General features: G+C 45.7%; 22 protein-coding genes and 2 pseudogenes. 12 read left to right on the forward strand and 12 right to left on the reverse strand.

Translation table 11 applies throughout. The annotated features are described in order from the left end of the window. Positions 1-387: 387 nt before the first annotated feature. Positions 388-648 (forward strand): DUF1471 domain-containing protein, encoded by a 261-nt coding sequence (locus tag ACOTX3_RS12470; protein WP_023336660.1) that lies wholly within the window; start codon positions 388-390, stop codon positions 646-648. A gap of 225 nt (positions 649-873) precedes the next feature. Here ACOTX3_RS12470 and ACOTX3_RS12475 read toward each other — a convergent pair whose 3' ends face one another. The 3 genes from ACOTX3_RS12475 to ACOTX3_RS12485 all read right to left on the reverse strand — a co-directional run bounded on the left by ACOTX3_RS12475 (position 874) and on the right by ACOTX3_RS12485 (position 3689). Beyond that, positions 874-1905 carry an IS630 family transposase gene (locus ACOTX3_RS12475; RefSeq protein WP_023336661.1) on the reverse strand — a complete coding sequence of 344 codons (1032 nt, stop codon included), beginning with the start codon at positions 1903-1905 and terminating at the stop codon, positions 874-876. Between the two features lie 353 nt (positions 1906-2258). Beyond that, entirely contained in the window at positions 2259-2621 is a 363-nt protein-coding gene (locus ACOTX3_RS12480; protein WP_016154435.1) for an ArsR/SmtB family transcription factor, read from the reverse strand. 45 nt (positions 2622-2666) lie between these two features. After that, positions 2667-3689 (reverse strand): cation diffusion facilitator family transporter, encoded by a 1023-nt coding sequence (locus tag ACOTX3_RS12485; RefSeq protein ID WP_063132274.1) that lies wholly within the window; start codon positions 3687-3689, stop codon positions 2667-2669. Between the two features lie 185 nt (positions 3690-3874). Between ACOTX3_RS12485 and ACOTX3_RS12490 the strand changes: the two genes are divergently transcribed. Together ACOTX3_RS12490 and cueR (ACOTX3_RS12495) are read left to right on the forward strand one after the other, a co-directional pair. Beyond that, the gene (locus ACOTX3_RS12490; RefSeq protein ID WP_023336663.1) at positions 3875-6370 is read left to right on the forward strand and encodes a heavy metal translocating P-type ATPase; all 2496 of its coding nucleotides are present in this window, start codon (positions 3875-3877) and stop codon (positions 6368-6370) included. A 13-nt stretch (positions 6371-6383) separates the two neighbouring features. Further along, entirely contained in the window at positions 6384-6848 is a 465-nt protein-coding gene (gene cueR, locus ACOTX3_RS12495; RefSeq protein WP_016154433.1) for a Cu(I)-responsive transcriptional regulator, read from the forward strand. An 89-nt stretch (positions 6849-6937) separates the two neighbouring features. Here the strand turns inward: cueR (ACOTX3_RS12495) and ACOTX3_RS12500 are convergent, their stop codons facing one another. Next, entirely contained in the window at positions 6938-7390 is a 453-nt protein-coding gene (locus ACOTX3_RS12500; RefSeq protein WP_023336664.1) for a Cd(II)/Pb(II)-responsive transcriptional regulator, read from the reverse strand. Between the two features lie 81 nt (positions 7391-7471). Here ACOTX3_RS12500 and ACOTX3_RS12505 point away from each other — a divergent pair, with 81 nt between their 5' ends. The 7 genes and pseudogenes from ACOTX3_RS12505 to ACOTX3_RS12535 all read left to right on the forward strand — a co-directional run bounded on the left by ACOTX3_RS12505 (position 7472) and on the right by ACOTX3_RS12535 (position 17280). Beyond that, positions 7472-9967 (forward strand): heavy metal translocating P-type ATPase, encoded by a 2496-nt coding sequence (locus ACOTX3_RS12505; protein ID WP_023336665.1) that lies wholly within the window; start codon positions 7472-7474, stop codon positions 9965-9967. Between the two features lie 93 nt (positions 9968-10060). Beyond that, positions 10061-10465: a helix-turn-helix domain-containing protein gene (locus ACOTX3_RS12510; protein WP_071849720.1), complete on the forward strand. Its 405-nt coding sequence runs from the start codon at positions 10061-10063 to the stop codon at positions 10463-10465. Then, the gene (locus tag ACOTX3_RS12515; RefSeq protein WP_224788372.1) at positions 10449-10718 is read left to right on the forward strand and encodes a hypothetical protein; all 270 of its coding nucleotides are present in this window, start codon (positions 10449-10451) and stop codon (positions 10716-10718) included. Before ACOTX3_RS12510 ends, ACOTX3_RS12515 begins: the two co-directional genes overlap by 17 nt. A gap of 312 nt (positions 10719-11030) precedes the next feature. After that, positions 11031-11978 carry a UDP-3-O-acyl-N-acetylglucosamine deacetylase gene (lpxC, locus tag ACOTX3_RS12520; RefSeq protein ID WP_023302364.1) on the forward strand — a complete coding sequence of 316 codons (948 nt, stop codon included), beginning with the start codon at positions 11031-11033 and terminating at the stop codon, positions 11976-11978. 219 nt (positions 11979-12197) lie between these two features. Continuing rightward, the gene (cueR, locus tag ACOTX3_RS12525) at positions 12198-12632 is read left to right on the forward strand and encodes a Cu(I)-responsive transcriptional regulator (protein ID WP_023336667.1); all 435 of its coding nucleotides are present in this window, start codon (positions 12198-12200) and stop codon (positions 12630-12632) included. A 149-nt stretch (positions 12633-12781) separates the two neighbouring features. Then, on the forward strand, positions 12782-16222 hold the full coding sequence (locus tag ACOTX3_RS12530; protein ID WP_023336668.1) for a molybdopterin-dependent oxidoreductase: 3441 nt from the start codon (positions 12782-12784) through the stop codon (positions 16220-16222). 322 nt (positions 16223-16544) lie between these two features. Continuing rightward, positions 16545-17280 (forward strand): annotated as a pseudogene (locus ACOTX3_RS12535) (IS5 family transposase). Here ACOTX3_RS12535 and def read toward each other — a convergent pair. Then, a complete protein-coding gene (def, locus tag ACOTX3_RS12540) occupies positions 17269-17682 on the reverse strand; it encodes a peptide deformylase (protein ID WP_052702687.1) in 414 nt (137 codons plus the stop codon). The pseudogene ACOTX3_RS12535 and the gene def overlap by 12 nt on opposite strands. Positions 17683-17897: 215 nt before the next feature. Further along, positions 17898-19265, reverse strand: a complete 1368-nt coding sequence (locus ACOTX3_RS12545) for an OprD family outer membrane porin (RefSeq protein ID WP_023336670.1) — start codon at positions 19263-19265, stop codon at positions 17898-17900. Positions 19266-19645: 380 nt separating this feature from the next. On the opposite strand from ACOTX3_RS12545, the gene ACOTX3_RS12550 reads away from it, so the two are divergent. Further along, a complete protein-coding gene (locus ACOTX3_RS12550; protein ID WP_016154428.1) occupies positions 19646-20002 on the forward strand; it encodes an IS4/Tn5 family transposase DNA-binding protein in 357 nt (118 codons plus the stop codon). Positions 20003-20174: 172 nt separating this feature from the next. Here the strand turns inward: ACOTX3_RS12550 and ACOTX3_RS12555 are convergent, their stop codons facing one another. The 4 genes and pseudogenes from ACOTX3_RS12555 to istA all read right to left on the reverse strand — a co-directional run bounded on the left by ACOTX3_RS12555 (position 20175) and on the right by istA (position 23602). Further along, the gene (locus ACOTX3_RS12555) at positions 20175-20348 is read right to left on the reverse strand and encodes a hypothetical protein (RefSeq protein ID WP_023336671.1); all 174 of its coding nucleotides are present in this window, start codon (positions 20346-20348) and stop codon (positions 20175-20177) included. Positions 20349-20672: 324 nt separating this feature from the next. Further along, the gene (locus ACOTX3_RS12560) at positions 20673-20885 is read right to left on the reverse strand and encodes a DUF1471 domain-containing protein (RefSeq protein WP_016154425.1); all 213 of its coding nucleotides are present in this window, start codon (positions 20883-20885) and stop codon (positions 20673-20675) included. A gap of 418 nt (positions 20886-21303) precedes the next feature. Beyond that, positions 21304-22041: pseudogene (gene istB / locus ACOTX3_RS12565) on the reverse strand (IS21-like element helper ATPase IstB). Positions 22042-22057: 16 nt separating this feature from the next. Further along, complete coding sequence (gene istA / locus ACOTX3_RS12570; RefSeq protein WP_023336673.1) at positions 22058-23602, reverse strand: IS21 family transposase; 1545 nt, start codon at positions 23600-23602, stop codon at positions 22058-22060. Between the two features lie 523 nt (positions 23603-24125). On the opposite strand from istA, the gene ACOTX3_RS12575 reads away from it, so the two are divergent. Further along, complete coding sequence (locus ACOTX3_RS12575; RefSeq protein WP_023336674.1) at positions 24126-25100, forward strand: hypothetical protein; 975 nt, start codon at positions 24126-24128, stop codon at positions 25098-25100. Positions 25101-25161: 61 nt separating this feature from the next. Here ACOTX3_RS12575 and ACOTX3_RS12580 read toward each other — a convergent pair whose 3' ends face one another. After that, on the reverse strand, positions 25162-26076 hold the full coding sequence (locus ACOTX3_RS12580; RefSeq protein WP_023336675.1) for a Kiwa anti-phage protein KwaB-like domain-containing protein: 915 nt from the start codon (positions 26074-26076) through the stop codon (positions 25162-25164). Beyond that, entirely contained in the window at positions 26066-26668 is a 603-nt protein-coding gene (locus ACOTX3_RS12585) for a hypothetical protein (protein ID WP_023336676.1), read from the reverse strand. The genes ACOTX3_RS12580 and ACOTX3_RS12585 overlap by 11 nt, the downstream gene beginning before the upstream one ends. Between the last annotated feature and the right edge of the window lie 24 nt (positions 26669-26692).

The following is a 26692-nucleotide window of genomic DNA, read 5'->3' on the forward strand; positions in this document are numbered from 1 at the left end:
TGATGATCTGTTCGTCGGAAAAACGCTTCTTCATGGGGATGTCCTCATGTGGCTTATGAAGACATTACTAACATCGGGGTGTACTAATCAACGGGGAGCAGGTCACATGAACACAATAGGATAATTGATGTCGTCATTGATTATAATTTCAGTTCACAAGCATCATTTTGCCGAACTTTCAAATCCATTTTTGGTGTTCCTCCAACATACTATAAATCAAAAGAAATCAAAAAAAATCAAAAAAAATCAAAAAACTAAACCATTAGACGCAACCACTTTTAATATTATAACTTTGTCTGTTTTTGTTTATCTATTGTCTTTTTAAGTTAATCCATTCTATAAATTTTGAGTTATTATTATACCCACTATTTAGTTAAAGAGGTGTTCATGAAAAGTATACTTGTATTAGCATTGCTATTCCCCATTTTCAGTAGTTACGCGGCGACAGAAATTACTTATAACGAACCAACTCCGATAAACGCAATTCGTGTCGGAGAGATTAATTTCTTTAAAACCGGTAGTGCAACCCAATCGGAGATTATTAATTCGCTATCTAAAAAAGCAGATATGATTGGTGGAACTCATTTCGTAATTTCATCACTTAGAGTTCAAGATAATTCATACGCTACCGCTGTCGTATATAAATAGAACCAAACTATTTGTAAATTTTCTCCTTATTGAAAATTTAACGCTATCACAGTAATCAAAGAATGTAGCATGTCGCAGCAGTACCATATCTACATAGTAGGTATGTCCCTCTGTTTTTCCTTGAGTGACTTTTGCGAGCTGCCTGTATTGGAGCTCGCTTTTTTATATTATGGGTCATTATTTTCCTACTTACATTCATTATCTAAATAACTGATCCTAATACCGCTACACATTAGCCAGCCCATGTTTTCCCCCGGGGAATGGGCTGACGGTATTCATAAAGTGATGGACCTTTTTCAACAGTTGCCACATTGAACGGCACTGGTGATTTCGGGTTATTGTCTCATGAAGTGCCTGCCACAACCGTTCGACATGATTGACCCACGGCGAGTAAACCGGCTGGTAAATGACCCTGAACTTTGGGTTTGCTTTCAGCCAGCGCAACGTTTCACGGCTTTTGTGGATGATGTAGTTATCGACAATGAGCGTAATCGTTTTTGCCCGCCGGTATGTCGCTTTAAGATGCTTTAACAGACTGATAAATAAGGCTGAGCTTTTGCTGTTACCGCCCACGTAGCTGACTTTTCCCGTACCGCTGTGCAGCGCACCGGCAAGATAGTACTTTTCATTCTGGCCCGGTGTGACAACGCGTTTTTGCTGCCCGCGTAACTGCCAGTCAGCTCCGATTTTCGGGTTGAGATGAATATCCACTTCATCTTCGTAAAACACTGGGTTTTCCGCACTGCATTTCGCCAGTGCCTCATGGAGAGCGACCATTTTTTCTTCTTTGTGTGGGTCACGGATACGCAGTGTCGGCGCAGCTCTCCGCCATACCAGCCCGGCAGATGGCAACCAACGACGCACCGTTCCGGCATGTAGCCGGCATCCGGTTATCTCGTTGATTTTTATTGCCAGTAACTCCGTACTCCAGCGTGAACATTGATAACCAAAATCACCGGGAGAGTGTTTTATCAGTTCACGTAACAATGTGCAGATATGCTCAAAGGGCCAGCGGCGGGAACGCCCGACGGGTAATGATTTCAGACCTTCAGTACCCGATTGGGTAAACCAGTTAATCCATCGCCCTACAGATGAACGGGCGCAGCAGAGTGTTCTGGCGACATCACTGACACGGTCTCCCCGGTGCAACATCAGCATGGCGGTCAGTCTGCGGGCATAATTTTTAACGCACGTTTTATGGATGGTTTTCTGCATCAGGTGTCGTTCGCTGCGGGGAATGGGTGCTATGATCGGCATTGCTCAGTCCGGTTGGTGATTTTTTTGATTTGGCGATTGATCAGATCGCACAATCCGGGCTGAGTTCCCTCAAAGTGATCTACTATTCGGCGCAGCTATTTAGATTATCCGTGGCTAATCAATAATCTTGCAAAGCAAGGTTTTTCCTTCGGGAGGTGGCCTGCTCACTTCGCTTTATCTGGTAGTAGCGAACCATAATGTATTTATTGCATACAAGGGAAGGGGGCCGGTTTCATTGTTAAAAGTTTATTATTAAGGTTTTAATAAATTAATGATGAAACAACTCACCAAAGTAATGAAAAACTAAGGTGAGTTGGAATTACAGAAGCTCTACTTATCAAAATTTATTCGGGTTATTCTTCAGCTATGTGAAATACCATGTCCTGAAGAACATGACTTACATGGTGATCCATTATGCTATAAAATATGTACTTACCCTTTCTCTCTCCGCGAACAAGCCTTGCACTTCGTAACAACCTCAGATGATGACTGACCAGAGATTGTGATAACTGGAGCGACTCAGCAATGTCGCCTACAGAGACCGAACCACGCATACAGTAAAGCAGGATTCGTAGTCTTGACTGGTCCCCCAGTAGATGGAAAATCTCGGAAAGTTGCCCAATGTCGTTTTGCGAGAGCATTGATAGATCTGGCTCCGCGACATGATCTGTCGCGGAACAGTCTTGTATGTTGCCGCAATCTGATGTGCTGGACATTATGATTCTCCCTCCTAAATTGATAGTGCATCACCAGAGGCCTGATTAATGTTTGTGGCCTGGACTAGAATGGTTATGCTTTTTTCCGTGTTCGTGTTCGTGTTCGTGTTCGTGTTCGTGTTCGTGTTCGTGTTCGTTACGCAGTTTTGTCGGTGAAAGGCTGCATGTATTATCGTTTTGATCGTAATTCCAGTCGATTCCCACAGTTGCATGTTCTATTTTGAACTGCTCATAAAGTTCTTGTTTTACAAGCTTCACAACGTCTTTTACGTCCACATCTTCCTTGGCTCTTACTTCCAGTGTTGCCATCGTCCGACCTGAGGTTATTTGCCAGACATGAATATGACTTACGGCTGCTAAGCCCTTAACAGAACTGATTAGTCTCTGTTCCACCTTGTCTGGGGAGGCATCTTCAGGCGCTCCTTCTAACAGGATGTGCAGCGATTTTGCTAATAATTTCCAGGCACTACGTAAAACCAGTGCTGCGACAAGAACGGAAAGTATTGGGTCAATCGGTGTCCAGCCCGTATAGTAAATGACAATAGCGGCGACAATAGCGCCAACAGAACCCAATAGATCACCCATCACATGTAAAATAGCACCTTTGACATTAACATGATCGGTCTCACCACGGGTCATGATCCATAATACCAATATGTTGACCAACAATCCTGCAATGGCAACGATCAGCATTGGGCCTGCCAGTATAATTGGTGGAGCTTGTAACCTTTCCCATGCCTCATATGCAATCCACGCCACAATAGCGAAGAGTGTCAGGGCATTAAAGAATCCCGCGATGACTTCAAATCGCAAATATCCAAAGGTTCGTTTGCTATCAGCAGCTCGACGGCCAAAACGGAATGCCGCATAAGCCAGCGCCAAAGCTACTGCATCTGTAAGCATGTGGCCTGCATCTGCCAGCAATGCTAATGAGCCAGAAAGTATCCCTCCAACAGCTTCGACCACCATAAATGTGAATATCATGAGGAAGGAGATAAGGACTTTACGCTCGTTTGCACTGGTTACTGCTGGAGTATGGTCATGCTCGTGATCATGTGATTGTGACATAGGGCCTCAAGCGGTTGGTTATACATGATGCCTTCAATATAACATATGAATATGTGTTCATGTAAAGGGTTTTTATATCCATTCCTTCCACGGCATCGGCATGTTCAAAATAATGCGCTTGACCTTCCCACGATGGTAAGCCTTAAGGTTGTTCTTTATCTGACCATAACGATGAGAAATACATCATGAGCATTCAAAAAAAACAGCATTCTAATGATGGTGAAACTCAAGTCAGCTTGCCCATTGAGGGAATGACTTGTGCAAGCTGCGTTGGACGAGTTGAAGCCGCTCTGGCTAAGGTTGAAGGCGTACAAAGCGTAAGCGTTAACCTTGCAACAGAGCGTGCAGATATCCGCCTAAATGCATTAGTTAATCGTATGGCGTTGGTTGAAGCAGTTGAAAAGGTTGGTTATGAGGTTCCTCAAGCTTCTGTAGAGTTATCAGTTCAGGGCATGACATGTGCATCATGCGTAGGGCGTGTCGAAAAGTCGCTCCGAGCGGTTAAAGGCGTAAAAGAAGCCACTGTTAATTTAGCTACTGAAAGAGCCACTGTACGTGGAACCGCTGGAGCTGATGACCTCATAACTGCTATCGAAAAAATCGGTTATGAAGCCAGCCTGGTTGATAACCAAAGCCAGAATAATGATAGTGCCGCAGAAAAAAAAGATGCTGAAAAGGTTGCGTTGAAGAAAGATTTAGTTCTGGCGACCGTACTTGCGTTACCAGTATTTATTCTGGAAATGGGGTCGCATGTGATACCGGGAATGCATCAATGGATAATGGATACCATTGGGCTCCAGGAAAGCTGGTATCTCCAGTTTGTATTAACATTGCTGGTGTTGGCTATTCCGGGGCGGCGCTTTTACCTGAAAGGTATTCCCGCGTTATTAAGACTTGGCCCAGACATGAACTCTCTCGTCTCCGTCGGGACTCTCGCTGCGTTCGGTTATTCAATGGTTGCGACCTTTGCTCCAGGTCTTTTGCCTCAAGGTACCGTCAATGTGTATTACGAAGCTGCTGCGGTAATCGTCGCTCTTATTCTTTTAGGACGATTTATGGAGGCGCGGGCTAAAGGTCGAACGTCTGAGGCTATCAAGCGTTTGGTTGGATTGCAGGCCAAAGAGGCGCATGTGCTGCGTAACGGCATTGTCATCGATATTCCCATTAGTGATGTAGCCCTTGATGACATTATCGAAGTTCGACCAGGTGAGCGGATACCTGTTGATGGTGAGGTGAGTGAAGGAACAAGTTTTGTCGATGAATCGATGATAACGGGGGAGCCTATCCCCGTAGAGAAAGTTCCCGGAAGCTTAATGGTTGGCGGGACTGTTAACCAGAAAGGAGCATTGAGGTTGCGTGCAACAGCCGTTGGTGGCCAGACGATGTTGTCACAAATAATCAGAATGGTAGAGCAAGCCCAGGGCTCTAAACTACCTATACAAGCCGTGGTCGATAAGGTGACATTATGGTTTGTTCCTGTGGTGATGCTGGCAGCGTTGTTAACTTTCCTTGCCTGGTTAACATTTGGGCCATCACCGGCCCTGTCTTTCGCACTGGTTAATGCCGTGGCTGTATTGATCATTGCCTGCCCATGTGCAATGGGATTGGCTACCCCAACCTCTATCATGGTAGGTACTGGGCGTGGTGCAGAAATGGGGATCTTGTTCCGTAAGGGAGAAGCTCTGCAGTTGCTTAAAGATGCCAGGGTTGTCGCTGTAGACAAAACAGGTACTTTGACTGAAGGGCGCCCAGTAATGACAGACCTGGAGTTGGCCGAAGGGTTTGAGCTTGACTTAGTATTAGCAAAAGTTGCCGCTGTTGAATCACGTTCGGAACATCCTATTGCCCGCGCTATCGTTGAAGCTGCTCTAGGAAAAGAGATATCGCTGCCAGCGTTGACTGAGTTTGATTCAATTACTGGGATGGGCGTCAGGGCTACCGTAGACGGAGAGCGCGTAGAGGTCGGGGCCGATCGATTTATGCGTGAGTTAGGCTTGGATATCGAGTATTTTTCAAAGACTGCGATACGCCTTGGAAACGAAGGAAAATCGCCACTCTATGTTGCTATTGATGGACGTCTGGCTGCCATTATCGCAGTCGCTGACCCTATTAAATCAAGTACGCCGATTGCCATAAATGCATTGCACCAACTGGGGCTCAAAGTCGCAATGATTACCGGTGACAATGCCAATACAGCAAATGCGATTGCGAGACAGCTTGGTATTGATGAAGTGGTTGCCGAAGTGTTGCCAGAAGGGAAAGTTGAAGCAGTTCGTCGGTTGAAGGAGTCTTACGGTAAGGTCGCTTATGTTGGTGATGGCATTAATGATGCCCCAGCTTTAGCCGTGGCAGATATTGGGCTTGCAATTGGTACAGGTACCGATATAGCGGTGGAATCTGCTGATGTTGTCTTAATGTCCGGCAACCTACAGGGTGTGCCTAATGCTATTGGATTGTCTAAGGCAACCATAGGTAACATCAGGCAAAATCTTTTTTGGGCGTTTGGTTATAATGCCGCATTGATCCCTGTAGCAGCAGGCCTGCTGTACCCTGCCTATGGATTGCTGCTTTCACCAATCTTTGCTGCAGGCGCGATGGCGCTATCCAGTGTATTTGTCCTGGGCAACGCACTTCGTTTGCGTCGGTTCCAGCCTCCGCTGGCAGAAGACTCTGAGCACTAAGAAAAGGGGAGCTATGAACATTGGTAAAGCATCGAACGAATCAGGAATCTCCGCAAAGATGATTCGCTATTACGAGCAAATTGGTCTGATTCCTGCTACTGGCCGTACCGAAGCGGGCTACCGTGATTATGCACCCAATGATGTCCATCGTCTGATTTTTATCCGCAGTGCGCGCGATCTTGGTTTTTCTCTTGAAGAGATAGCCGATTTGCTCAAGTTATGGAATGACAAATCTCGCCAGAGCGCCGATGTTAAACGTCTGGCACAAGAGCATATGGATGATTTAGAGCGACGTATGGAAAATATGCGACGAATGGCAGATACACTCAGAGCTCTGATCAAAAGCTGTGCTGGGGATGAGCGAGTTGAATGCCCAATACTCCAGACATTAATGACCGCTGACGCTAAAAGCCATCCCGGTAAGAGAGAAGGGGCAGTGCAACGTCGTTCTCGTGGTAACGAAATGGAAAAAGCCTGACCCCTTATTTTAAGGGCAAGATGGCGTAACACAAAGCTGTATGGGCTTGTGTTACGCCATCAGTCTAATCAACTTATAAGCGCACACCACTAATGCCCCCCCCCCAAGTGGTCAGTTGGTACGGTTAAAGGAAGATCACCATTCTCTTCATCAGCAGTCAATTTCTGTACTATCCCGCATTCGTCCACGCTCCGGTCTGAGCTGCAATAGTTATTAAGTTCTTTGAGTTGTATTTCCAGGGCTATTAATTCTTTAATACGATGCTGAACATGAGTGAGATGGGCACTGATTATTGCATCAATGGGGCCACAGTCTTTACCGTGATTATTCATTGCCAGTAGCAATGCACGTATTTCCTCATGGGTCATATCAAGAGAGCGGCAGCGTCGGATAAATAATAACTTTTCCAGATGAGTATTGTTGTAACGGCGATAGTTATTTTCAATATCTCTTAATGGAGCCTGAAGTAATCCTTCTTTCTCATAGTACCGAATAGTTTCCACCGGACAACCCGCCTTACGGGCCAATTCACCAATTTTCATGCATCCCCCCTTATGCGCTTGACCCTGTAGTTAGATTAGGGTCTTTAATCGTCAGTATAGTTAACAGATGAGGCAATGAAAATGAGTGGTGGTGTAAAAAATAGCAAAAACCCTGCAGGAGACGAAGCGGCTAGTTGCTGTGAAACGTTCAATTTAGGGACAGGACTCCGGGTTAAGAATACTGGTGAATCACATAAAGCAAATGATCATGCACATGATCAGCAGGCTCATAATCACAAGAAATGCAGTGATGATCATTCCCATGAAGGTCATAACCATGAAGGTCATAACCATGAAGGCCATAATCATGATGCCCATAGCCATGGCGGCGAAGGGCATTCGCATGATGAGCATAATCATAAGGGATGTAACCATGCTCATACCGCGCAAGAGCATTCTCATGAAGGCCACGATCACGGCCATGGGGGGGATTGTTGCTCCGCTGCTCCAGAACAATTGAGTAGCCTGGGGGGCTCGCAGGTTGTGGCTGGTGGATTACGGACAGAAATTCGCATTATGCAGATGGATTGTCCTGTTGAAGAAAATCTTATCAAAAAGAAACTGGGTGGAATGAGCGCTGTTAAAGAGCTTGATTTCAACCTGATGCAGCGTGTTTTGACTGTAACCCATACACCGGATTCGCTTGAAGCTATCATGGCTGCAATTCGCTCGTTGGGATTCGCGCCAGAAGTCTCTGATAATACTAGCGGCAAGAAAAATACCCAGGAGAAAAAAAAGCCCTGGTGGCCATTAGCTCTTGCTGGCGTAGCTGCTCTTGCAGCCGAAGTGATGCACTGGGCTGATATGCCTGACTGGCTCGAAGCCGGGTTGGCTTTGATAGCAGTGCTTTCTTGCGGTCTGACAACCTACAAAAAAGGTTGGATTTCGATTCGCAATGGCAACTTGAATATCAATGCACTAATGAGTATTGCCGTTACTGGGGCTTTGGTCCTTGGGCAGTGGCCAGAAGCGGCGATGGTTATGGTGTTATTCACCATTGCCGAGCTGATAGAAGCCAAATCACTTGATAGAGCCAGAAATGCAATAGGTTCCCTGATGAACCTGACTCCTGAAACTGCAATGGTCCAACAAGCTGATGGAACATGGCAGGAAGTTGACGCCAGTAGCGTACAACTGGGCAGTATTGTCAGGGTAAAACCAGGTGAACGAATTGGTCTCGACGGAGAAATCGTCAAAGGCCAAACCACCATTAACCAGGCTCCAATTACAGGTGAAAGTATGCCTGTCGATAAAATTGCGGGCGATGCTGTATTTGCTGGAACAATAAATCAGTCAGGCTCTTTTGAATATAAAGTCACTGCAGCTGCAAATAATACAACCCTTGCTCGCATCATTCATGCCGTTGAGCAGGCGCAAGGCGCCAAAGCAGCTACACAACGTTTTGTTGACCGCTTTTCCCAGATTTATACCCCAGTCGTTATGGGTATTGCTGTTGCGGTTGCTGTATTGCCACCATTGTTTGGGGCAGGAACATGGCAGGAATGGATCTATAAAGCTTTAGTTATGCTTGTCATTGCGTGTCCATGTGCCCTGGTTATTTCTACGCCAGTAACGATTGTTAGTGGACTTACTGCAGCTGCTCGCAAAGGGATTCTCATTAAAGGCGGTGTTTATCTTGAGCAGGGACGTAAGCTAAAAGCCCTTGCGCTGGATAAAACAGGAACTATTACCCATGGGAAACCAGTACAAACCGACGTAATGGTGTTCAATGGGTGGAGCGAGCGTGAAGTTCGTACTACTGCAGCTAGTCTCGCTAGTTACTCTGATCACCCTGTTTCACTGGCAATTGTGAATGCTTCTGCTGATTTGAAAAAGCAGGATGTTGACAGCTTTGAAGCGATTGTTGGGCGAGGTGTGCATGGCGCGATTACAGGTAAGGATTTTTACCTTGGTAACCTGCGTTTGACTGAAGAACACTTTAATTGTCCATCAGAGATTAAAGCAACAGTACAAAGGCTGGAAAGCCAAGGTAAAACAGTTATTTTACTCAATGATGGTAAGCAAGTGCTTGGGTTGTTCGCTGTTGCTGATACTGTTAAAAACAGCAGCCGTGAAGCGATTGAACAACTTCATGAACTTGGCGTTAAAACTATTATGCTGACTGGTGATAACCCACATACAGCTAAAGCAATCGCATCTCAGGTTGGAATCGATGAGGCTCGAGGGAATCAATTGCCAGAAGATAAACATCGTGCAGTTGAAGAGCATTCACGGATTGGAATCACTGGGATGGTTGGTGATGGTATCAATGATGCACCGGCTCTGGCTGCAGCAGATATCGGTTTTGCTATGGGCGCAATGGGTACTGATACGGCGATTGAAACTGCAGATGTAGCCTTAATGGATGATGACCTGCGTAAAATCCCAGCCTTTGTAAAATTATCCCGACAAACGTACAGCTTACTCGTGCAAAATATCAGCCTCGCTCTAGGTATTAAAGCCGTATTCCTTGTACTCACGCTCATGGGAATGGGAACTATGTGGATGGCTGTATTTGCTGATGTTGGTGCCAGTCTTCTGGTTGTGGCAAATGGCCTGAGGTTATTACGAAAATAAAGAGTTGGGTCTCTGAGTTCTTCATGGACGACAGACTCAGAGACCGTATTCTGGTTTGAACATATTCATAGAATATGGTTTGAGGGGGAGATGATGGACACCAGGAAATATTCTGAAAGTGTTGTCAAAGATATTTTGAAATGGGTTGAAAGTTCATTGAATACAACCTTGCCAGTAGAATTCATTGCTGATAAGTCTGGTTATTCACGATGGCATTTTCAACGTTTGTTTAAACAGGCGACCGGTGTTGCGCTGGGAGAATATGTTCGTGCTCGTCGATTATCATGTGCTGCGATTGATCTGAAATTGACTTCCAGAACAGTCCTGGACATTGCACTTCAGTATGGTTTTAATTCGCAACAAACTTTCACGAGAGCTTTTAAAAACAAGTTTCATCTTCCTCCCGGTCGGTACCGCAAGCAAGGGGATTGGAATTTATCAGCGCTGTGTCCATCTTTACTTTCAGACGATGAGGAGAGATATGCCAATGTTAGTTAATGACCCCGTATTAATTTCTATGATAGAAGAGCTGGCTGATAACTATAATAAAATGCAGGATTTTTTAATCGATGATGAACCTTGTATTGATATCGTACGGTCGGTGTATGAGTTGGAGTGTACAGTTAGAGAATTCAAAAAAAGAATTATACTTCAACATATTTCCTATTGCCATTCAGATGAATGTGATGACCCTGACCTGCATGTTGCCTTAATTGACAATATAAAAAACATACTTGACTATCTTGAATGATTTTACATGAAGGGGATTAGGCTTTCTTAAAACCATTTGTGTTTTGGATGAATAAATATTATTAATTCACTGATTTCCGTATGGTCTCAACCATAAAGAATATGATGGTAACTAACCCGGGTCAGTCAGTGCGACTCATGCAAGATGCTTGATGTGTATATCGTATAAAAGCTTGACCCTATATCAACTTCATGGTTTTTAATGGAACCAAGTCGAGAGTAGCGAGGACGATGAACAGAGCAATAGGGGGAATCATCAATGGAGCCTTGTTGCGGACGTTCTGCCGAGTCGCTAGAGCAAATAGAGGTCTCCATGATCAAGCAAAAAACTATCAAGAATATTGTTGAATTAAACGGTATTGGCTTGCATAGCGGTAAAACCGTTAACATGAAAATCATGCCTGCTGGTGCCGATAGTGGCATACGGTTCCGTAGAACAGATGTAACTCCTGTTGTTGATATTCAGCTCCGTGCCGATCAGATTCATGACACTATGCTGGCAACAAGCATTATCAACCCTCAGGGAGTTCGAGTTTCAACAATCGAGCATTTCCTTTCTGCGGTGTCCAGCATGGGGCTTGATAACCTCCTGGTGGAGCTCGATGCTCCAGAACTTCCCATTCTCGATGGGAGTGCCAGAGGATTCATAGACTCAATAATGCACGCTGGTTTGATAGAGCAGTGTGCGCTAAAAAAATATCTTCTGATAAAAAAAACGGTTTCCGTAAAAGATGGCGACAAATGGGCTCTTTTGCATCCAGACTCAAAGTTCTCGATCGATTTTATGATTGATTTTAAGCATCCCTTGATTTCTGCTGAGACTAATAGATTAAATATTGAAGTGTCGAAAGAAAACTATATTAGCGAGATTGCTGATGCCAGAACTTTCGGATTTGTTCGTGATGTAGAACTTCTACAACAAAAAGGTCTTGGGTTAGGGGCAAGTTTGAACAATGCGATAGGGCTTGATGAATATAGCGTTCTGAATCCGGAAGGTCTGCGATTTAATAACGAACTTGTGCGACATAAAACACTGGATGCGATTGGAGACCTCTTTGTATCAGGCCATAATATTATTGGCGCCTACCATGCTTATAAGTCAGGGCATGCATTAAATAATAAGTTGATGCTTGCACTGTTGAATGATGTCGAATCATGGGAATTAGTGAGTGTTGGTGAATATAAAAATGATGCCACTAGAGAAACCATCCTTTCTAAACCCAAAGAAGAGTGTTTTGAGTCATTAAGTATGTGGTCATAAGGGATATGAGTATGTTCGTCACATCTGGTTTTTTACACAGCTTATCTTGATGATTTTTTTCTTGACCTTACCACCACGGGAAGGTCTAGGCTGGATATCGACTAAGTCTTGATGAGCCAAACGGTAACCGTATCACTACGTATGCAAGGTAAGAGTGTCAGAAACGACGTCATTTGAAACTGGATCTGATATTAACAGAATACATTTTGGGAGGTAAGGATGAACATTGGTGATGCTGCCCGGTTATCCGGAGTTTCCGCCAAAATGATCCGCTATTACGAAGAGGCGGGATTAATACCGGAAGTTGCAAGAACTGCAGCCGGGTATCGGATGTACAGCGATATTGATGTGTACAAATTGCATTTTATACGCCGATGTCGGGAGTTAGGTTTCTCTCTGGCGCAAACAGGAGAACTTCTCTGTCTTTGGGGTAACCATTCGCGCCAAAGCGCTGATGTGAAAAAATTAGTCGAGTCACACATCCGCGAGTTGACTGTAAAAATTCAAGAATTTCAGCGTATGGCATCAATACTTACAACGCTTTCTGATTGCTGTGCAGGGGATGATAAGCCTGAATGCCCTATTTTGCGTGCACTGTATCTTGCAGATGTTAACGGTTTGCAGGAATCAGATTCTGGCCCTGAAATTACTTAGCCGCTACCCATATATGACAGTAATTTCAACTGAAATTACGCCCACAAAACAAGATGATATTAACATTAATTGGGTTAGTAATTCTTGGGTGAAAAGAAAGCAATGTGGTTTTTAAAATATATTAACTGTTTTTAGTAGTGAGGTTTACAATGTCAGATATTATTCCCGGATATTGCACACTTTGCCGTTCGCGTTGCGGGACGTTGAATGAAGTAGCAAATGACCACCTGATCAAGGTACGGGCCAACCCTGAACATCCTAATGGTAAGGCCATGTGTATGAAGGGCAAAGCGGCACCTGAGCTGGTGGACAGCGCAAATAGAATTCTGTACCCGATGAAGAGAACCCATCCTAAAGGTGCCGAGAACCCGGGCTGGAAACGTATAAGTTGGGAAGAGGCTATGTCAACGATAGCCGGACAACTGGAAAAATTTAAACGAGAGAACGGAGCTGAATCTGTCGCTTTCGGTTTTACGAGCCCAAGCGGTACCCCCCTCAGCGATGCAATTGAATGGTTAGAGCGATTTGTTCGTATCTATGGCAGCCCAAACACCAGCTATGGAACTGAAATATGTAACTGGCATAAAGACGTTGCACATCGATGGACCTTTGGCTGCGGCATCCCTGTTGCTGACTATTCCCATGCCGATCTTATCCTTCTTTGGGGGCATAACCCCGCGAATACTTGGCTTGCCCAGGCTAGTGCGATTGGTACTGGTCGAAATAACGGTGCAAAACTGATCGTCGTGGATCCTCGCCCGACACCTTTAGCGAAAGAAGCAAATGCCTGGCTTGATGTCAATCCTGGGACTGACGGTGCATTAGCTTTGGGGTTAAGCCATCTCCTGGTAGAAAGAAACCTGTTTAATCATGAGTTTGTTCGAAACTGGACTAATGGTCCTTTGTTGGTTCGAAATGATAATGGTTATTTTCTTCGGGAAAAAGATATTAACCCACTTGCCATCAGTAATCGCTATACAGTTTGGGACGAACACAACCAGCAAGTCACATTTATCGATTCCGAGACTCGAACTGAAGAAACGCTGACGCCTACAGCTGCACTTGAGGGTAATGTTGAAGTTGCAATAGCTGATGGTGCAAAAATTTCCTGCCAAACGGCGTTTTCATCTTTTAAAGATATGTTGGCTAATTATGACCCAGAAAACGTAAGCCGTATCACCGGGGTATCTGTTGCATCAATTGAAGCCGCTGCGAGTTTGATTGCCGGGGCCAAGAAAATCGCCTACCACAGCTGGTCTGGAGTGGCACAACACACTAATGCCACCCAAACAGAACGTGCGATTGCGACACTGTATGCTTTAACCGGTTGTTTCGATCAGGAAGGATGTAATCGAATCTATGCCAGCCACCCGGTGAATGTGGTTAATTCACCGACACTGATGCCAAAATCACAATGGGATAAAGCATTAGGTCTTGAAGAAAGGCCTATCGGGCCGCCTTCACAAGGTTGGGTTCATTCTCAGGATATCTGGCATTCAGTATTAGAAGGTACACCCTATAAAATTCGCGGGTTAATTGGCTTTGGTGCCAACATATTACTTTCACAAAGTGATACTTCTCTCGGACAACAGGCGCTTGAGGCACTTGAGTTTTATGCCCATGTAGATTTGTTTGAAACGCCTACATCAAAGTATGCTGATATCCTTCTGCCAGTAAACACTGCCTGGGAGCGCGAAGGCCTAAGAACCGGGTTTGAAAGTAGTGCTGCTGCTCAGGACCACATTCAGTTGAGAAAAAAAATGGTCTCTCCGCGCGGTGAAAGCCGTTCCGACCTTGAGATTGTTTTCGATCTTGCATGCCGGTTAGGAATGAATGAAGCGTTCTTCGACGGCAATATTGAGGCAGCCTGGAATTATCAACTAGAACCATTAGGTTTGACTGTTGAGATGCTCAGAAATAAGCCAGAAGGTTACGATATCCCGCTTGAGCATAAAGTCAGAAAATATGCTTTCAGAGACCCAAATAGCGGATATCTGGCAGGTTTCAATACAGAAACAAAACGTGCAGAGTTTTACTCTGAGATCCTTCATCGCTATGGTTACAATCCTTTACCTGAGTATGTACAGCCGCAAGAATACCAGCGCAACGATCCTGATTATCCACTAATGCTGACATCCGTTAAAAGCGGATTCTTCTGTCATAGCCAACATCGAAGCCTGACTAGCCTACGAAAAAAAGCACCTTATCCAACGGTAGACATTTCGGCAGCTCTGGCTGACGAAGAAGGTATCAAGACGGGGGATTGGGTAGAAATTGAAACGAGAGCAGGTCTTGCTCGATTTAGAGCAAAAGTGGAAGCCAAACTCTCTCATGAAACTGTAATTGCTGAGTTTGGGTGGTGGCAGTCTTGTCCTGATTTTGGCAAACCTTCATACCCGGTTAAAGGTGAGTACAGTAGCAATTACAATAGCTTAATCAGCGGTGATAGCTATGATCCAGTCAGCGGTGCTTTACCTTTGCGTTCATTCCGCTGCCGCATTCGCCGCTTGAATGATTTTGAGCTGATAAGACGCCCCTGGGAAGGTCGTAAAACATTCAAAGTCATTGAACTGAAAAAAGAAGCAGATAATGTTACGACAGTTACCTTCCAATCGAATAGTGAAGGCTACTTACCTGATTATGAACCGGGCCAGCATATCACTGTTAGCTGTTGTCCGATGAGCGATTCTGAAGAGATCGTTACCCGGGCGTATTCGCTGACAGGCCCTGCGTTTGTTCATGACCGTAAAACCTATTCCATTTCTGTCCGTCATCAGAAAGCGACTGATGAGAAAGGTGAATATGTAGAAGGAATAATGTCATCCTACATAAACACGCATTTGCAGATAGGCAAGGATGTTGAACTTACGCCTCCTGGGGGGAATTTCATTGTCCCGCTCAATGCCGTCCAGCCTGTCGTAATATTTGCTGGCGGTATTGGAATTACTCCATTCATTTCCTATCTGGAGTCTATTAACCCCCAAGCGGAAGGTCCGGAAATCTGGCTTTTCTATGCTAATCAAAATAGTAGGCTACATGCGTTTAAGAAAAGAATTGCGGAGCTAAATGCGTCTATTGACAGGCTTAAAGTAATTAATATCTACAACCAGCCCCTCGACTGTGATATTCCAGGATTGGATTATGATAGAGCTGGTTATGTTGGTGCGGGAGATGTCGAGGCATATCTTATTGAGAATAATGCTCGTTATTACATGTGTGGTCCGCAGCCTATGATGGATGCGATATCCCGAGGGCTTCAGGAGAGAGGTGTACCTGCATTTGCTATTTTCTACGAGATATTTCGTTCTCCGACAAAAATAAATAATGATCCCTCATTACGTCATAAAGTAATTTTTGCAAAATCAGGAAGAGAAGAGACCTGGACCACGGATAAAGGTACTCTGCTGAATTTTGGAGAAAAACTTGGGATTAAAATGCCTAGTGGTTGTCGTGTTGGACAATGTGAAAGCTGTTCAACTAAGGTGATTGCCGGGAACGTGCAGCATCTGAATGGTGTGGAACCCTCTGATGAGGGTGCATGTTTGACATGCCAGTGTATTCCTGCCGGTGATATCACTATTGATGCCTGAGATAGGTATTAGCATCCTTTACATCAGGCCATTTTAGTGGTCTGATGTTATTCAATGGATAACGCTATGTTTTAAAGACATTTTTAATTATTTTGCGCCAATCCAACTCAATAACCGATTTAATGAATTATTTCAGTGCGATCTTCATGAATTTTTATCATCCTCCCCCTTACCTTCAAGTTACTGCAAGTTTTAGCCTGTAAGAAATTACTACAGTCACCAGTTTCGGATTGGCCGAAGAGTTTTAGTGAATGAAAGGCTTGCAATGATAAAATTGAAACTTCATTGTTTTTCTGCATCGAGCCTAAAAAAATGACCGGGTATCCCTGAGCACAAAACCAGCCATCCACTCGATACATACCGGAAACGCGTTGATAACCGCGCTGCCATGGATGCCATATTCTTCTTCCTCAGGACTGGTTGTCTGAACGCCACCGGGATATGTTCATCGAGTCCTGCACACCGGCGCTTTAAGGAGTGGCACGATTCAGGCATCTTTGAGCGCTTCTGGCAGAACGGTTTGCTTGCCTGCGAGCATCTGGACAGCATTGACTGGTCCTGGTTGTCGATGGACGGTTGTATGACCAAATCGCCGCTGTCAGGAACAAAAAAACAGGTCGCAATCCTAAGGACAGAGGGAAACAAGGCGTAAAGCGCAGCCTGCTGACGGACGCCAGGGGGCTTCCTCTGTCGCTGGTCGTCGCAGCAGCGAACACGCACGACATCAAACTGGTTGCGGATACGCTCGATGCCCTTCAGACGGGGCATCCGGGTGGAAACTCAGGCTCTGTCTGGACAAAGGTTACGAAGCTGGATGGCTGAAAACGTATCTGCAGAGTCGCCGTTACGAGCCACATATTCAGTCCCGTAAAGAGGAGTCTGACGCCACTAAAAACAGGGACTTCAAAGCCCCTCTCTGGGGCGTTGAGAGGACTCATAGCTGGATGAATCGCTTTCGCCGGGTTCTGACCCGATGGAAAAAGAAGGCCGAAAATTACGAGGCTATGTTGCATTTTGCCTGTGGTCTTATCGTCTGGAATAAAGTCCTATTGAGATAGGCTCTTAGTTAATAGAATTCCGTTCATATGGTCTATCATATGCTGTATACAGATCGAGAGAGTACCACTTGCACTAAAATTTATTGTATTCCCAAAAGCATCAAGAGCGGTGACATTTATTTTCTCTGCACGGTATACAAAACGACTGGTTCCTGGTATAGAAAGACATTTTTCCTCCGTGATATTTTTTTCTTCCTTACTCTCAGCAATTACCGGATTAATTAATACTATTGGTTGCACCAGCGATTCAGGGACATCAATTACAGCAATCCTTTGGTGAACACCAACCTGGGTTGCTGTTAAACCTACACTGGATGTACCGTACATAGTGGTAATCATATCCTTAATAAATTGCCGGGTTATCGGTGAAATATGTTCGACGGGCATTGCAATGATCTTCAATTTGGGATCCGGATACTTTAAAACTGATAATAATGACATGCAAGGCTACTCTTTATTTAAATGGCAGTAAAAACGATATGTTTTAAGTCGGACCTGAGTGGAGAACCGGGACAGAAATAACTACTGGACTGACAGCCAGATATAAATTTTCTGCTGCCTGCGAACGTCATTCCGGTCTGTCCTGCTCAACAGCACAAAAGACCGGAAACACTATATCAGAGAAGAGGAAGGGTATAACTGACTGTAACCCGGGTTTCATCCTGGTCACGCTGTCCAGCAGAGCCTTTTCTACTTGTGTCAGGCAGAGCGCTGCGCATTGTGGCATTTTTTACGGAGATGCCAAGTCCGTTAAGTATTCCCTCGGGGATAGTATAACTCAGGGCAATATCCCGTTCCCATTCCCCCTTTCGCCCATCCCCGGTATCAATATTATCGGCGTTCAGATAGAGGATACTTAGATTCAGCCCTTTGAGCCCTGCATCAGCAAAATTATAGGCGTACCGTGCCAGCCAGGTTCGCTCCCCCGCCCTGCTGAATTTTAGCAATTGTGCATCAGTAATTAACCAGGTGCTTGTTCCTTCTCCATCACCACGATTCAGATATGGAAAGTCACTTTTCCCCGTCAGCCACTGATAACCACTGCTCACACTGTGACTTCCAGAAGACCATGTCAACTGACCGCTATAAACATTGTTGTCCACTTCTCCCTTTGTGCGATTATTTCCGTAATAACCAGTACTTACATATCCGGCACTCCGTCCTGCAGCACTTCCGTTCTTTCCGTCTGCATCGCTGATGAATATACGAATATCTGATTTCAGGTTCCCGGAAACGATTTTCAGGTTATGTGCCAGTCCGATATAGTTTTGCCTGTAAAAATTATCCAGCTCACCGTAATAGTATGAGAGAGTCATGTCTTTCATAAGAGTATAGTCACCACCGGCGAAATAAAAACGATTACTGCTCCGTGAAGTGGGACCACTTCCATTGGCTCCGGCAATGGACATTCCGCGCATATCTGTGGAGTTACGTCCTTTTGTATGTGTGAGAACGCCGCCGGTCAGACTCAGATCGTCGATATCTGTTGATGATATTTGTCCTCCCTGATATGTCATGGGCAAAAGGCGGGCATCGTTGTATATAACGACGGGATTTTTGGGCTGAAGCGTTCCATAACGGAGTTCCGTATCAGATATTTTTGCCCTGCCGGTAACCCCCAGGCTACCGAACTGATGAACCGCTCTGCCATCATTGTCTAGCGGAAATACTGTACCGGGTTGCCGACCTGACGCCGGTGAGCCTGCTTTACCTCCTCCGTCAAGTCTGATGCCCAGTAGCCCCAGAGTGCTCAGTCCGAATCCCACTGGCCCTTCAGTATAACCTGAATCGTAATTGAGGATGAACCCCTGTCCCCATTCTTCCTGTTTACTGAACCCGTCCCCACTGCGATTATCTGTATTAATATAGAAATTGCGGAGTGTGAGATTGGCCTTACTGTCTTCAATAAAACCGGCTATCGCATTAGGGACTGTAACTCCCGGCATCAAAGCTACAGCAGATATTACGAGTGTAACTATTCTCATTCAGGTAATTCCTTTAGCTTGCCTGATATCAATATACGCGGTAACACGAAGGGAAAATGGCAGAAAATAATGAGGTATTTGTTTACCGCTGCACTAAGTACGAATCCATTTCATATCAAAAACCATGAAGTGGCTACAGGGTCAAGACTTTTTTTCAGACTGACTGCTTATACCATGGATTGGCCCTATGCACCGTGTTTCTGCTGGTTGTAAGACAGGAGACTTCCGTTTAGACCGGCACTGTTTTCAGGGAGGGAATCAATCTGATGTATCAAGCGAATTGGGTTAATTGTAAGCGTCCAGCGAGACTTGCAACTACCCACAATTATATTAAGGTAATCATTATGATAATCAGCTAAATTACTTTCAGGGATGGTTGAATGATTAATCAGGAACAGACTTCGCTTTCATGGCTCGATGAGGAAATTAATTCTTCTGTCTTTAGCGATCGCCGCCGTGCCAGTCGTTTTAAAAGTCTCATGCAAAAACTCTGGCGGGGGATGGGCAACAGCCTCCCTTTTGCCTGCCAGGATAATGCAGCAACAAAAGCCGCTTACCGGTTCCTTTCCAGTGACAGGATTGATGAGCAGCACCTGCTGCAGGGACATTCCGAGGCTACCAGTCAAAGGATATATGCGCTGCAAGGTGAGAAGATTCTACTGCTTCAGGACACCACAACATTTGGCTACCACCGGGATAACCCTGATGCAGTAGGATTTGCAGGCAATCACACCTAATCAAGACGGGGAATGATGCAGGTGTCAATTGTGGGATCCTGATGCATTCGAGCCTGGCAGTGACGACATCAGGGCTCCCGCTGGGTCTGACCGCGGTGAAGTTCTGGACCCGAAAAAAATTCAAAGGCACTAACGCACTTAAAAGGAAAATTAATCCGACCGTTTTTTTACATCAGATCACTGGCTGACAGTCAAAGACGTGGCTCACGTCTTCATGGTTGACATAGTCTGTCCGGACAGAGATGTCCATATCCGAGCAAGTTTCCGGCAGGAACGAGGTTGCCATAGCTCCGGATGAGAGCATGCCATTCAGAATCAGTACTGCAGTCACGCTAAATTTTTTCATCTGTATATTCCTCTTCATCAGATATCGCCGTTTCACCTGTTAATGTGTATTAAAAACCCTGTGGTTCATACAGGGTCAACACCCTTACGCTGTTTTTTCTGGTGGGATAAGGACAAAAAAAAGGCTACCTGGGGGTAACCTGACTAAAACAGTCATCAAGGAAAACGGACAACAGGGATAGGGTTGTCCTGGAGGGTGTGTCCGCATGTGAGGTCGCCGGCGGAACCGGAGGTGACCCCCACTATAGTGGCAGTCAGTCCGGCAGTTCCCTCTGCGACCATCTCACGCGTTTACTGCTCAGGTTCAGGGTAATACCGTCCCGGATTACTTATCAAGTACTGCAGTCACGCGGGCAACGTTTTTCTGGTCAGCACTGGTGATGCGGTAGGACGAAGCACCGGATTCCTGGGCGATAGCGGCAATTTTCGCTTCCGCGTTGTTCAGGGTGTCAGCAGTAACGCTGACGGACTGGGCGAAGCCGGAGAAAGAAACTACGGAGAGCATACCGGCAGCAGCAAGCAGTTTGATGTTTTTCATGGTCATATTCCTTGGGTTATCTGGTCATCTGGTGATACCGGCGTCATCGCCGTCTCACCTGTTGATGTGTATTAAAAACCCTGTGGTAAATACAGGGTCAACAAGTTATTTTGTAAATTATTGTCGGCTGTGTTTTTGTCGTTTTCATACAACCCAGCTCTTGAAAGAGCCTCACCGTGGCTGACGAGAAATGAGAAAATACGGCCGTAACAGACACCGCGAAACCGGGATTGCGCTGGGGAGATAGGTCGGTGCAGGGCAAGTTAACTTACAGGATTAGTGAGGGTTTATGATGTTATGGCTACTGATTAAGTACGCGTGCGTATTCTGGCGAAGTTGAACGGTTATTCCGGAGGAACGTGAACGCGTTATTCCCTAACGCGCCCTAACTTCTTTTTATTACACCGACCGTTCACTTTCAGTCAACCTGTGCCAGTCGTTTTCTCATCGACTCACCCTTCATTTCCAGCCGGTGGGAGTTATGCATCAGACGATCAAGGATCGCGTCTGCCAGCGTGTTATCGCCAACGCAGCCATACCACTCATCCGTTGGCAGCTGGCTTATCATCACCGTGGCGTTCTTTCCGTATCTGCCATCCATCAGTTCCAGCAGATCGTTACGCTGCGCTGGCAGCAACGGCTCAAGGCCCCAGTCATCCAGGATAAGCAGCTGCGTTTTTGACAGCTGAGCCAGCTGCTTTCGGTAACTACCGTCTGCGCGGCTGTGCGTCAGTTCAACCAGCAACCGGTTCAGTCTCCAGTACTGTACGCTGTAACCCTGCTGGCAGGCGTTGTTGCCAAGGGCGCAGCCCACATAGGTTTTGCCGCAACCGCAGGGGCCGGTTATCAGCAGGTTCTGCCCCCTGACCACCCATTCGTTCTGGCTTAGCTGAGCGATCCGAGAACGTTCTAGGTTTCTCGCTGGCTGGTAGTCGATGTCCTGGACCGAGGCTTCAAGCCTCAGGCGGGCTTTTTGTAGCAGACGTTTCTGTTTACGCTGATCCCTTTCGAGTGATTCGCGCGTGACCAGCAACGCCAGTCTTTCCCTGAAGGAGAGCTCTTCGTAAGTGCCGGGTTGCTACATCTGTGAGGACAGCGCGGCCGCCATTCCCGTCAGTTTCATTTCTGTCAGCTGTTTCATCAGCGTATGTGGCATTATCGGATCCCTTGTTTCAGTGGAAGTGGCGTGGGCCACGGATGTTTTCATGTTCCTGAGGAAGCTCCTGGGACGGGTGCAGATCTTTGTCCGCCGGAACCAGGTCGCGGTTATTCTTCAGGATCGACTTTATCTGCTTCAGCCGGGTTAATCCCTCTGCATTGGCCAGCCGACAGCTGTTATTGACGCGCTCAGAAGGATATTCACGCGTCAGGCTCAGCAGCCCCAGACACAGGCGATAGGCCTGTTCCGGATGCGCTTTTTCAGCCAGACGCTCGCTGACCCACGTGAAGGTGTCGGAGCCCACACCGGCCGCCCAGCTTTTCAGCCGCTCTGGCGTCCACTGCTGATGATGACGATGGCGCTCCGGCATATGTTCTGCTGCCGTACTGTTGCCCGGATGAAGACGCCGCGGGTGACTGGCGATCATCTGCCCGTCAGACCAGACTTCAAGCTGGTTGTCGAAGGCATGAAGCTCCACAGTTTTACCGACGTGCTGATGGGGGACTGAGTAGTGATGCTGTTCATATTCCACGTGATAATCGATATTCACCTTCGCTTTTTTGATGTGCCGGTAGCGCCACTGCTGCACCGGTAATGGCCTGAGCACAGTTTTGTCCAGCCTTTCGAAGGCCTCACGGCGATTGCCCGGCAGTTTTTTGAAGGGACGTTCGTTGAGCCCGGTTACCAGCGTACGGATACAGTGGTTCAGCTCAGCAAGCGAGAAGAAGACCTGGTGACGGAGCCGGGCCAGGATCCTGCGTTCGACGATCTGAACGCCCACTTCTGCTTTGGCTTTATCTTTTGGTTTACGCGGCCGCGCTGGTATCACGGCAACATTGTAGTGCTCAAGCATCTGCTGGTAGGTTGGATTAACGTCAGGATCATATTTACAGGCCCGTGACGTGGCGCTTTTCAGATTGTCCGGAACAACAAGCTCAGGAACACCGTCAAGCCACCGGAAGCAACGAACATGGCTCATAACCCAGTCCTCAAGCTGCTGGGACCAGGTGGCCTCTGCCCATGTGTAACTTGACGCCCCGAGAACGGCCACGATGATCTGCGCGGTTCTTATTTCCCCGGTATCAGGGTTGGTAATGTCAACGGTTGGCCCACAGTAATCAACGAAGAGTTTTTCGCCAGCTTTATGGACCTGGCGCATTGATGGCGAGGTGGTTTTCAGCCATTCGCGATACATCCGGCAATAATGGTTATAACTGTAAGAGCCGCCAGGATTGCGTTCTCCGTACTCTTCCCAGAGCAGTTGAAGCGTCACGCATTTATTACGCAGCTCTTTGTATACCGTAGCCCAGTCTGGCAGGGAGTGTTTCTTCATCTTCACCTGCGTTTGAAGGAACGTATGCATTAGCGCTGCATCATCCCATTCTGCGGGCAACGGCCACTGTTTAATACCAAGCTGAGCCGCCCGATTGGCGTAGCGGGATACGACAGAAGGTGAGATCGCCAGACTCCGGCCAATCTGACGATGGCTGAGTCCGGCACCATATTTAAGTCTAAGTATTTCTTTGAGTTTTCTCATAGAGATTGGAGCTGTCGGCATAGGTATCCTTCACCGGAATGGCAAAAGATACAGATCAACACACCTGTGAAGTTCCAATAACATTGATGGAGATCACCGAATAACAAAGTGAGTCAAAAGTGATCTCCATCGATGTTATTCAGCGATCTGCTCAAATGTTATTACCCGATCTCGATGGATGTTATTGGGTGATCTCCGTTCATGAAAATACGCAGGTGATCGGAGTAAAAATAGGCAGGCCTCATTGGTTATGATGATACCTGCTTGTTTAATTATCACTTTAAATATAATTCTATTTTCTTGTAGGGGGATTTTTTAAGTCTGAGATGTGAAAATTAAAAAAATGGCAGTGGCATTTCTTATGAAAACACCTATTGCGTATTACCACTCACAGAGACCGCCTAATAACATTACCGAAGTACGGCTGATAACATTTCGCTGGATCGCCGAATAACGGTGTTTTTCAGGGGGGAGAGTTGTCAGTTCAGTGCTGTTCATGATAGACCATGGGTCGATATTCTTTTTACCCAGGGTCTTCTGACTAATGAGCACACATTATCGCCTGTATCCACCATTCCTCTGTGTTCCTGAAAAGCATAATTTTCCGGATGTCTGGGAGCATTTTTGTTGTAAGTTGCTGAATCTTCAGCATGGTACCAGTGAAATTTATGTCCGAAATCCTCCTGAGCAGGGGATTGATCTCTGGTATCCCTCCGCCCGAATAGCTTATCAGTGCAAGTGTGTGGAATCCGGTAAGGCTGGTGATTTCAATGTTACAAAAGCTATTGAGTCAGTCATATCAGCCAAAGCGGCCCGGCATGTGCTGGGCTGGGAAAAGTATGTTTTGTGCGTCAACGTCCCTGTTACCGGGGGGGCGGAAAAGAGGCTGAAAGAGGTCCTGCCTGACATTGATGTCATGAGCGAATCGGTATGGTTGTCTCTGTGTGAAAAGCATCCCCTTGACGTTGAACGTAATTTCAGAAAGCTTCTCGATGTTCCTCAAAACAGATTTGTTTCAGCCATTAGTAATACCTTTTCAGTACGCTATACCGAAGAGCTCCGGCAACAACTGGAAGATTCACCTTTTGATATTTTTTTGTATTCCAGTCGACAGGATTCCGTGTTTCGGATCCCTGTGGCGGGGAGCTTTACTGCGGGAGATGTAATCAACATTCTGCGGAATTTTTTCCGCCTTCCGAAACCAGCGACATTTTCAGACGAAAACATTCAGGTATCGCTTAATCATTCTTTGGTCTTTGATGGCAAAAAAGTCCCTCTTAAAAAGACCCTGGGAGAGGTGGGGGTTGTCCATGGTTCTGTCGTTACTTTCTGGACTCAATTTGCCTGGAAAGACCTGGAAGATTTCCGGTTTGATGGCGATGTTATTCATTATGGCGTTCCCACATTGAGTAAAGAAGAACGCAGGGATAGGGCACTGGCCAGATATAAAAGAATTATACAGGAAGGATTCCGTGAGGCTGAGACAGGTATTATAACTGATATATCCGCAGAAAAATGAGGTGGGGGTTGATTTAGCAGGTATTGAATCAGGGATGATGGAAAATTCATCCCTGACTTTTTTACTGAATTGGTGACGCATTCGGAACATCGTAGATATGTGCGGCAAAGTGTGACTGCAGGCGATGGTCAAGCAGGGCCTGAAATATATCGGCACAGCAGGCATCACTGGCAATAATCCTGCCCTGTTCATCAAACTGAAGATTCAGCCGGAACCGCGAGGCATGTTCCCTGAGGCTTGCCATAAACTCCGGTAACTTATAGAATCCTTTTTCTTTTATGGCCGATGCTCTTCTTAGCTGCATTGCGTTTGTTCCGACATATCTTTTTAGTGGCTCGGCATCGGTAAAGAGCTGACTGAATTCTGGTTCATCAACGAGATCGTTAAAGTTAGTAAGGTGAGCTTTTTTATAACTCAGAAGGGATTCAAACGTTTTTTTGTTTTTGATGAAAACATTGTCACCAAGAATATAAAAATCAAAATCTTTTGCTATGTTAAAACGAGGGGTGTCATCTATTTTTAATTTATTGTTTTTGAAAACAACAGATCGTAATCCGGATTGTTTTTTCGTTGCCCATGATGGATCTGTTTTTTTGACACAATGTAGTACAGTATCTCCGGACACCAGTTTCACAGAGTAAAAATCACAGTTCGCCAGTTCTTTGATTTCTTTTACTTTTCTGGCCTGTGTCTGGTCCGCAGATAGTGCTGTAATTGCAACCGCAGAGGTTTCTCCGGAACCAATCAGCATCAGGCTGGCTTCATTGTTCTGGGCCAGCAGTGAATACTCAATAGTCTCCGTGTATTTTCCTCTTTCAGCACAAATAAATTCCGTCAGTTCAGTTTTGAGTTCAGGAACAACAGTGATCCATTTCCCCCTGTATACCGAGTTACTTTTTACTGTCTGTTTCCTGAACACCCAGACAGAAAGTGTTGCACTCTGGATATCAAAATCCTGTAATTCTTTAAGTTTCATCCTTATCTCCACTAATAATAATGACAGACTGTATTGTCTGATATTCGTAATCAGAATCAGGGGAAATACTCAGGTTTGATAATACCACACCTGAGTGTGTCTTTTTGCTACCTGGATGTCGATAAGTTACTTCATACATTTTCCAGTTGAATACGATAAGTATAGGGTTAAGTATTATTTGTCCGGTCTTATAAGACAGCCAGAAGAGCCAGAGAAGAAATACAATAAACCCCAAAAATTTGTTGGTCTCCTGGTAATTAATGCTCATGAACGAAACAATGTAAGGGAGAACATAGTTCATCAGGTCTGACGGCGTATACTTTACTTCCAGAATCCTGATTTTTTGCTCATCGCTTTTAGCCAGTTTTAATATAAGCCATGAAAGAAGAAAACATACCAGGCAGATGAGAAATAAACTGACGGACAGTAATGGTTCCTTAAACGGCAGGTTACAGGAGTCAGATGTCAATAAATCAAAGCAAAGATGCCTTTTATATTTACTGTCATCAAAATCCTGAATGAGCAGGATCATACTAAGTGGCAAATATGAGCCCAGAAATACAGCAAACGCAAACGGCAGCCTTGGGGTCATTTTACCTCCTAACCTGTGGGGGAA

The sequence above is a fragment of the Enterobacter cloacae complex sp. IR5384 genome, from assembly GCF_049237265.1.
Classification (GTDB): Bacteria; Pseudomonadota; Gammaproteobacteria; order Enterobacterales; family Enterobacteriaceae; genus Enterobacter; species Enterobacter cloacae.

Bases quoted from the DNA above. Each gene is read 5' to 3' on its own strand.
- ACOTX3_RS12550 (WP_016154428.1), top strand. From the start codon at position 19,646: ATGATTAATCAGGAACAGACTTCGCTTTCATGGCTCGATGAGGAAATT.
- ACOTX3_RS12560 (WP_016154425.1), bottom strand. From the start codon at position 20,885: ATGAAAAACATCAAACTGCTTGCTGCTGCCGGTATGCTCTCCGTAGTT.
- cueR (WP_023336667.1), top strand. From the start codon at position 12,198: ATGAACATTGGTGATGCTGCCCGGTTATCCGGAGTTTCCGCCAAAATG.
- ACOTX3_RS12480 (WP_016154435.1), bottom strand. From the start codon at position 2,621: ATGTCCAGCACATCAGATTGCGGCAACATACAAGACTGTTCCGCGACA.
- ACOTX3_RS12585 (WP_023336676.1), bottom strand. From the start codon at position 26,668: ATGACCCCAAGGCTGCCGTTTGCGTTTGCTGTATTTCTGGGCTCATAT.
- cueR (WP_016154433.1), top strand. From the start codon at position 6,384: ATGAACATTGGTAAAGCATCGAACGAATCAGGAATCTCCGCAAAGATG.
- ACOTX3_RS12545 (WP_023336670.1), bottom strand. From the start codon at position 19,265: ATGAGAATAGTTACACTCGTAATATCTGCTGTAGCTTTGATGCCGGGA.
- ACOTX3_RS12505 (WP_023336665.1), top strand. From the start codon at position 7,472: ATGAGTGGTGGTGTAAAAAATAGCAAAAACCCTGCAGGAGACGAAGCG.
- ACOTX3_RS12500 (WP_023336664.1), bottom strand. From the start codon at position 7,390: ATGAAAATTGGTGAATTGGCCCGTAAGGCGGGTTGTCCGGTGGAAACT.
- ACOTX3_RS12475 (WP_023336661.1), bottom strand. From the start codon at position 1,905: ATGCCGATCATAGCACCCATTCCCCGCAGCGAACGACACCTGATGCAG.
- ACOTX3_RS12515 (WP_224788372.1), top strand. From the start codon at position 10,449: ATGCCAATGTTAGTTAATGACCCCGTATTAATTTCTATGATAGAAGAG.
- ACOTX3_RS12490 (WP_023336663.1), top strand. From the start codon at position 3,875: ATGAGCATTCAAAAAAAACAGCATTCTAATGATGGTGAAACTCAAGTC.
- istA (WP_023336673.1), bottom strand. From the start codon at position 23,602: ATGCCGACAGCTCCAATCTCTATGAGAAAACTCAAAGAAATACTTAGA.
- ACOTX3_RS12510 (WP_071849720.1), top strand. From the start codon at position 10,061: ATGGACACCAGGAAATATTCTGAAAGTGTTGTCAAAGATATTTTGAAA.
- lpxC (WP_023302364.1), top strand. From the start codon at position 11,031: ATGATCAAGCAAAAAACTATCAAGAATATTGTTGAATTAAACGGTATT.
- ACOTX3_RS12485 (WP_063132274.1), bottom strand. From the start codon at position 3,689: ATGTCACAATCACATGATCACGAGCATGACCATACTCCAGCAGTAACC.
- ACOTX3_RS12555 (WP_023336671.1), bottom strand. From the start codon at position 20,348: ATGAAAAAATTTAGCGTGACTGCAGTACTGATTCTGAATGGCATGCTC.
- ACOTX3_RS12580 (WP_023336675.1), bottom strand. From the start codon at position 26,076: ATGAAACTTAAAGAATTACAGGATTTTGATATCCAGAGTGCAACACTT.
- ACOTX3_RS12530 (WP_023336668.1), top strand. From the start codon at position 12,782: ATGTCAGATATTATTCCCGGATATTGCACACTTTGCCGTTCGCGTTGC.
- ACOTX3_RS12575 (WP_023336674.1), top strand. From the start codon at position 24,126: ATGAGCACACATTATCGCCTGTATCCACCATTCCTCTGTGTTCCTGAA.
- ACOTX3_RS12470 (WP_023336660.1), top strand. From the start codon at position 388: ATGAAAAGTATACTTGTATTAGCATTGCTATTCCCCATTTTCAGTAGT.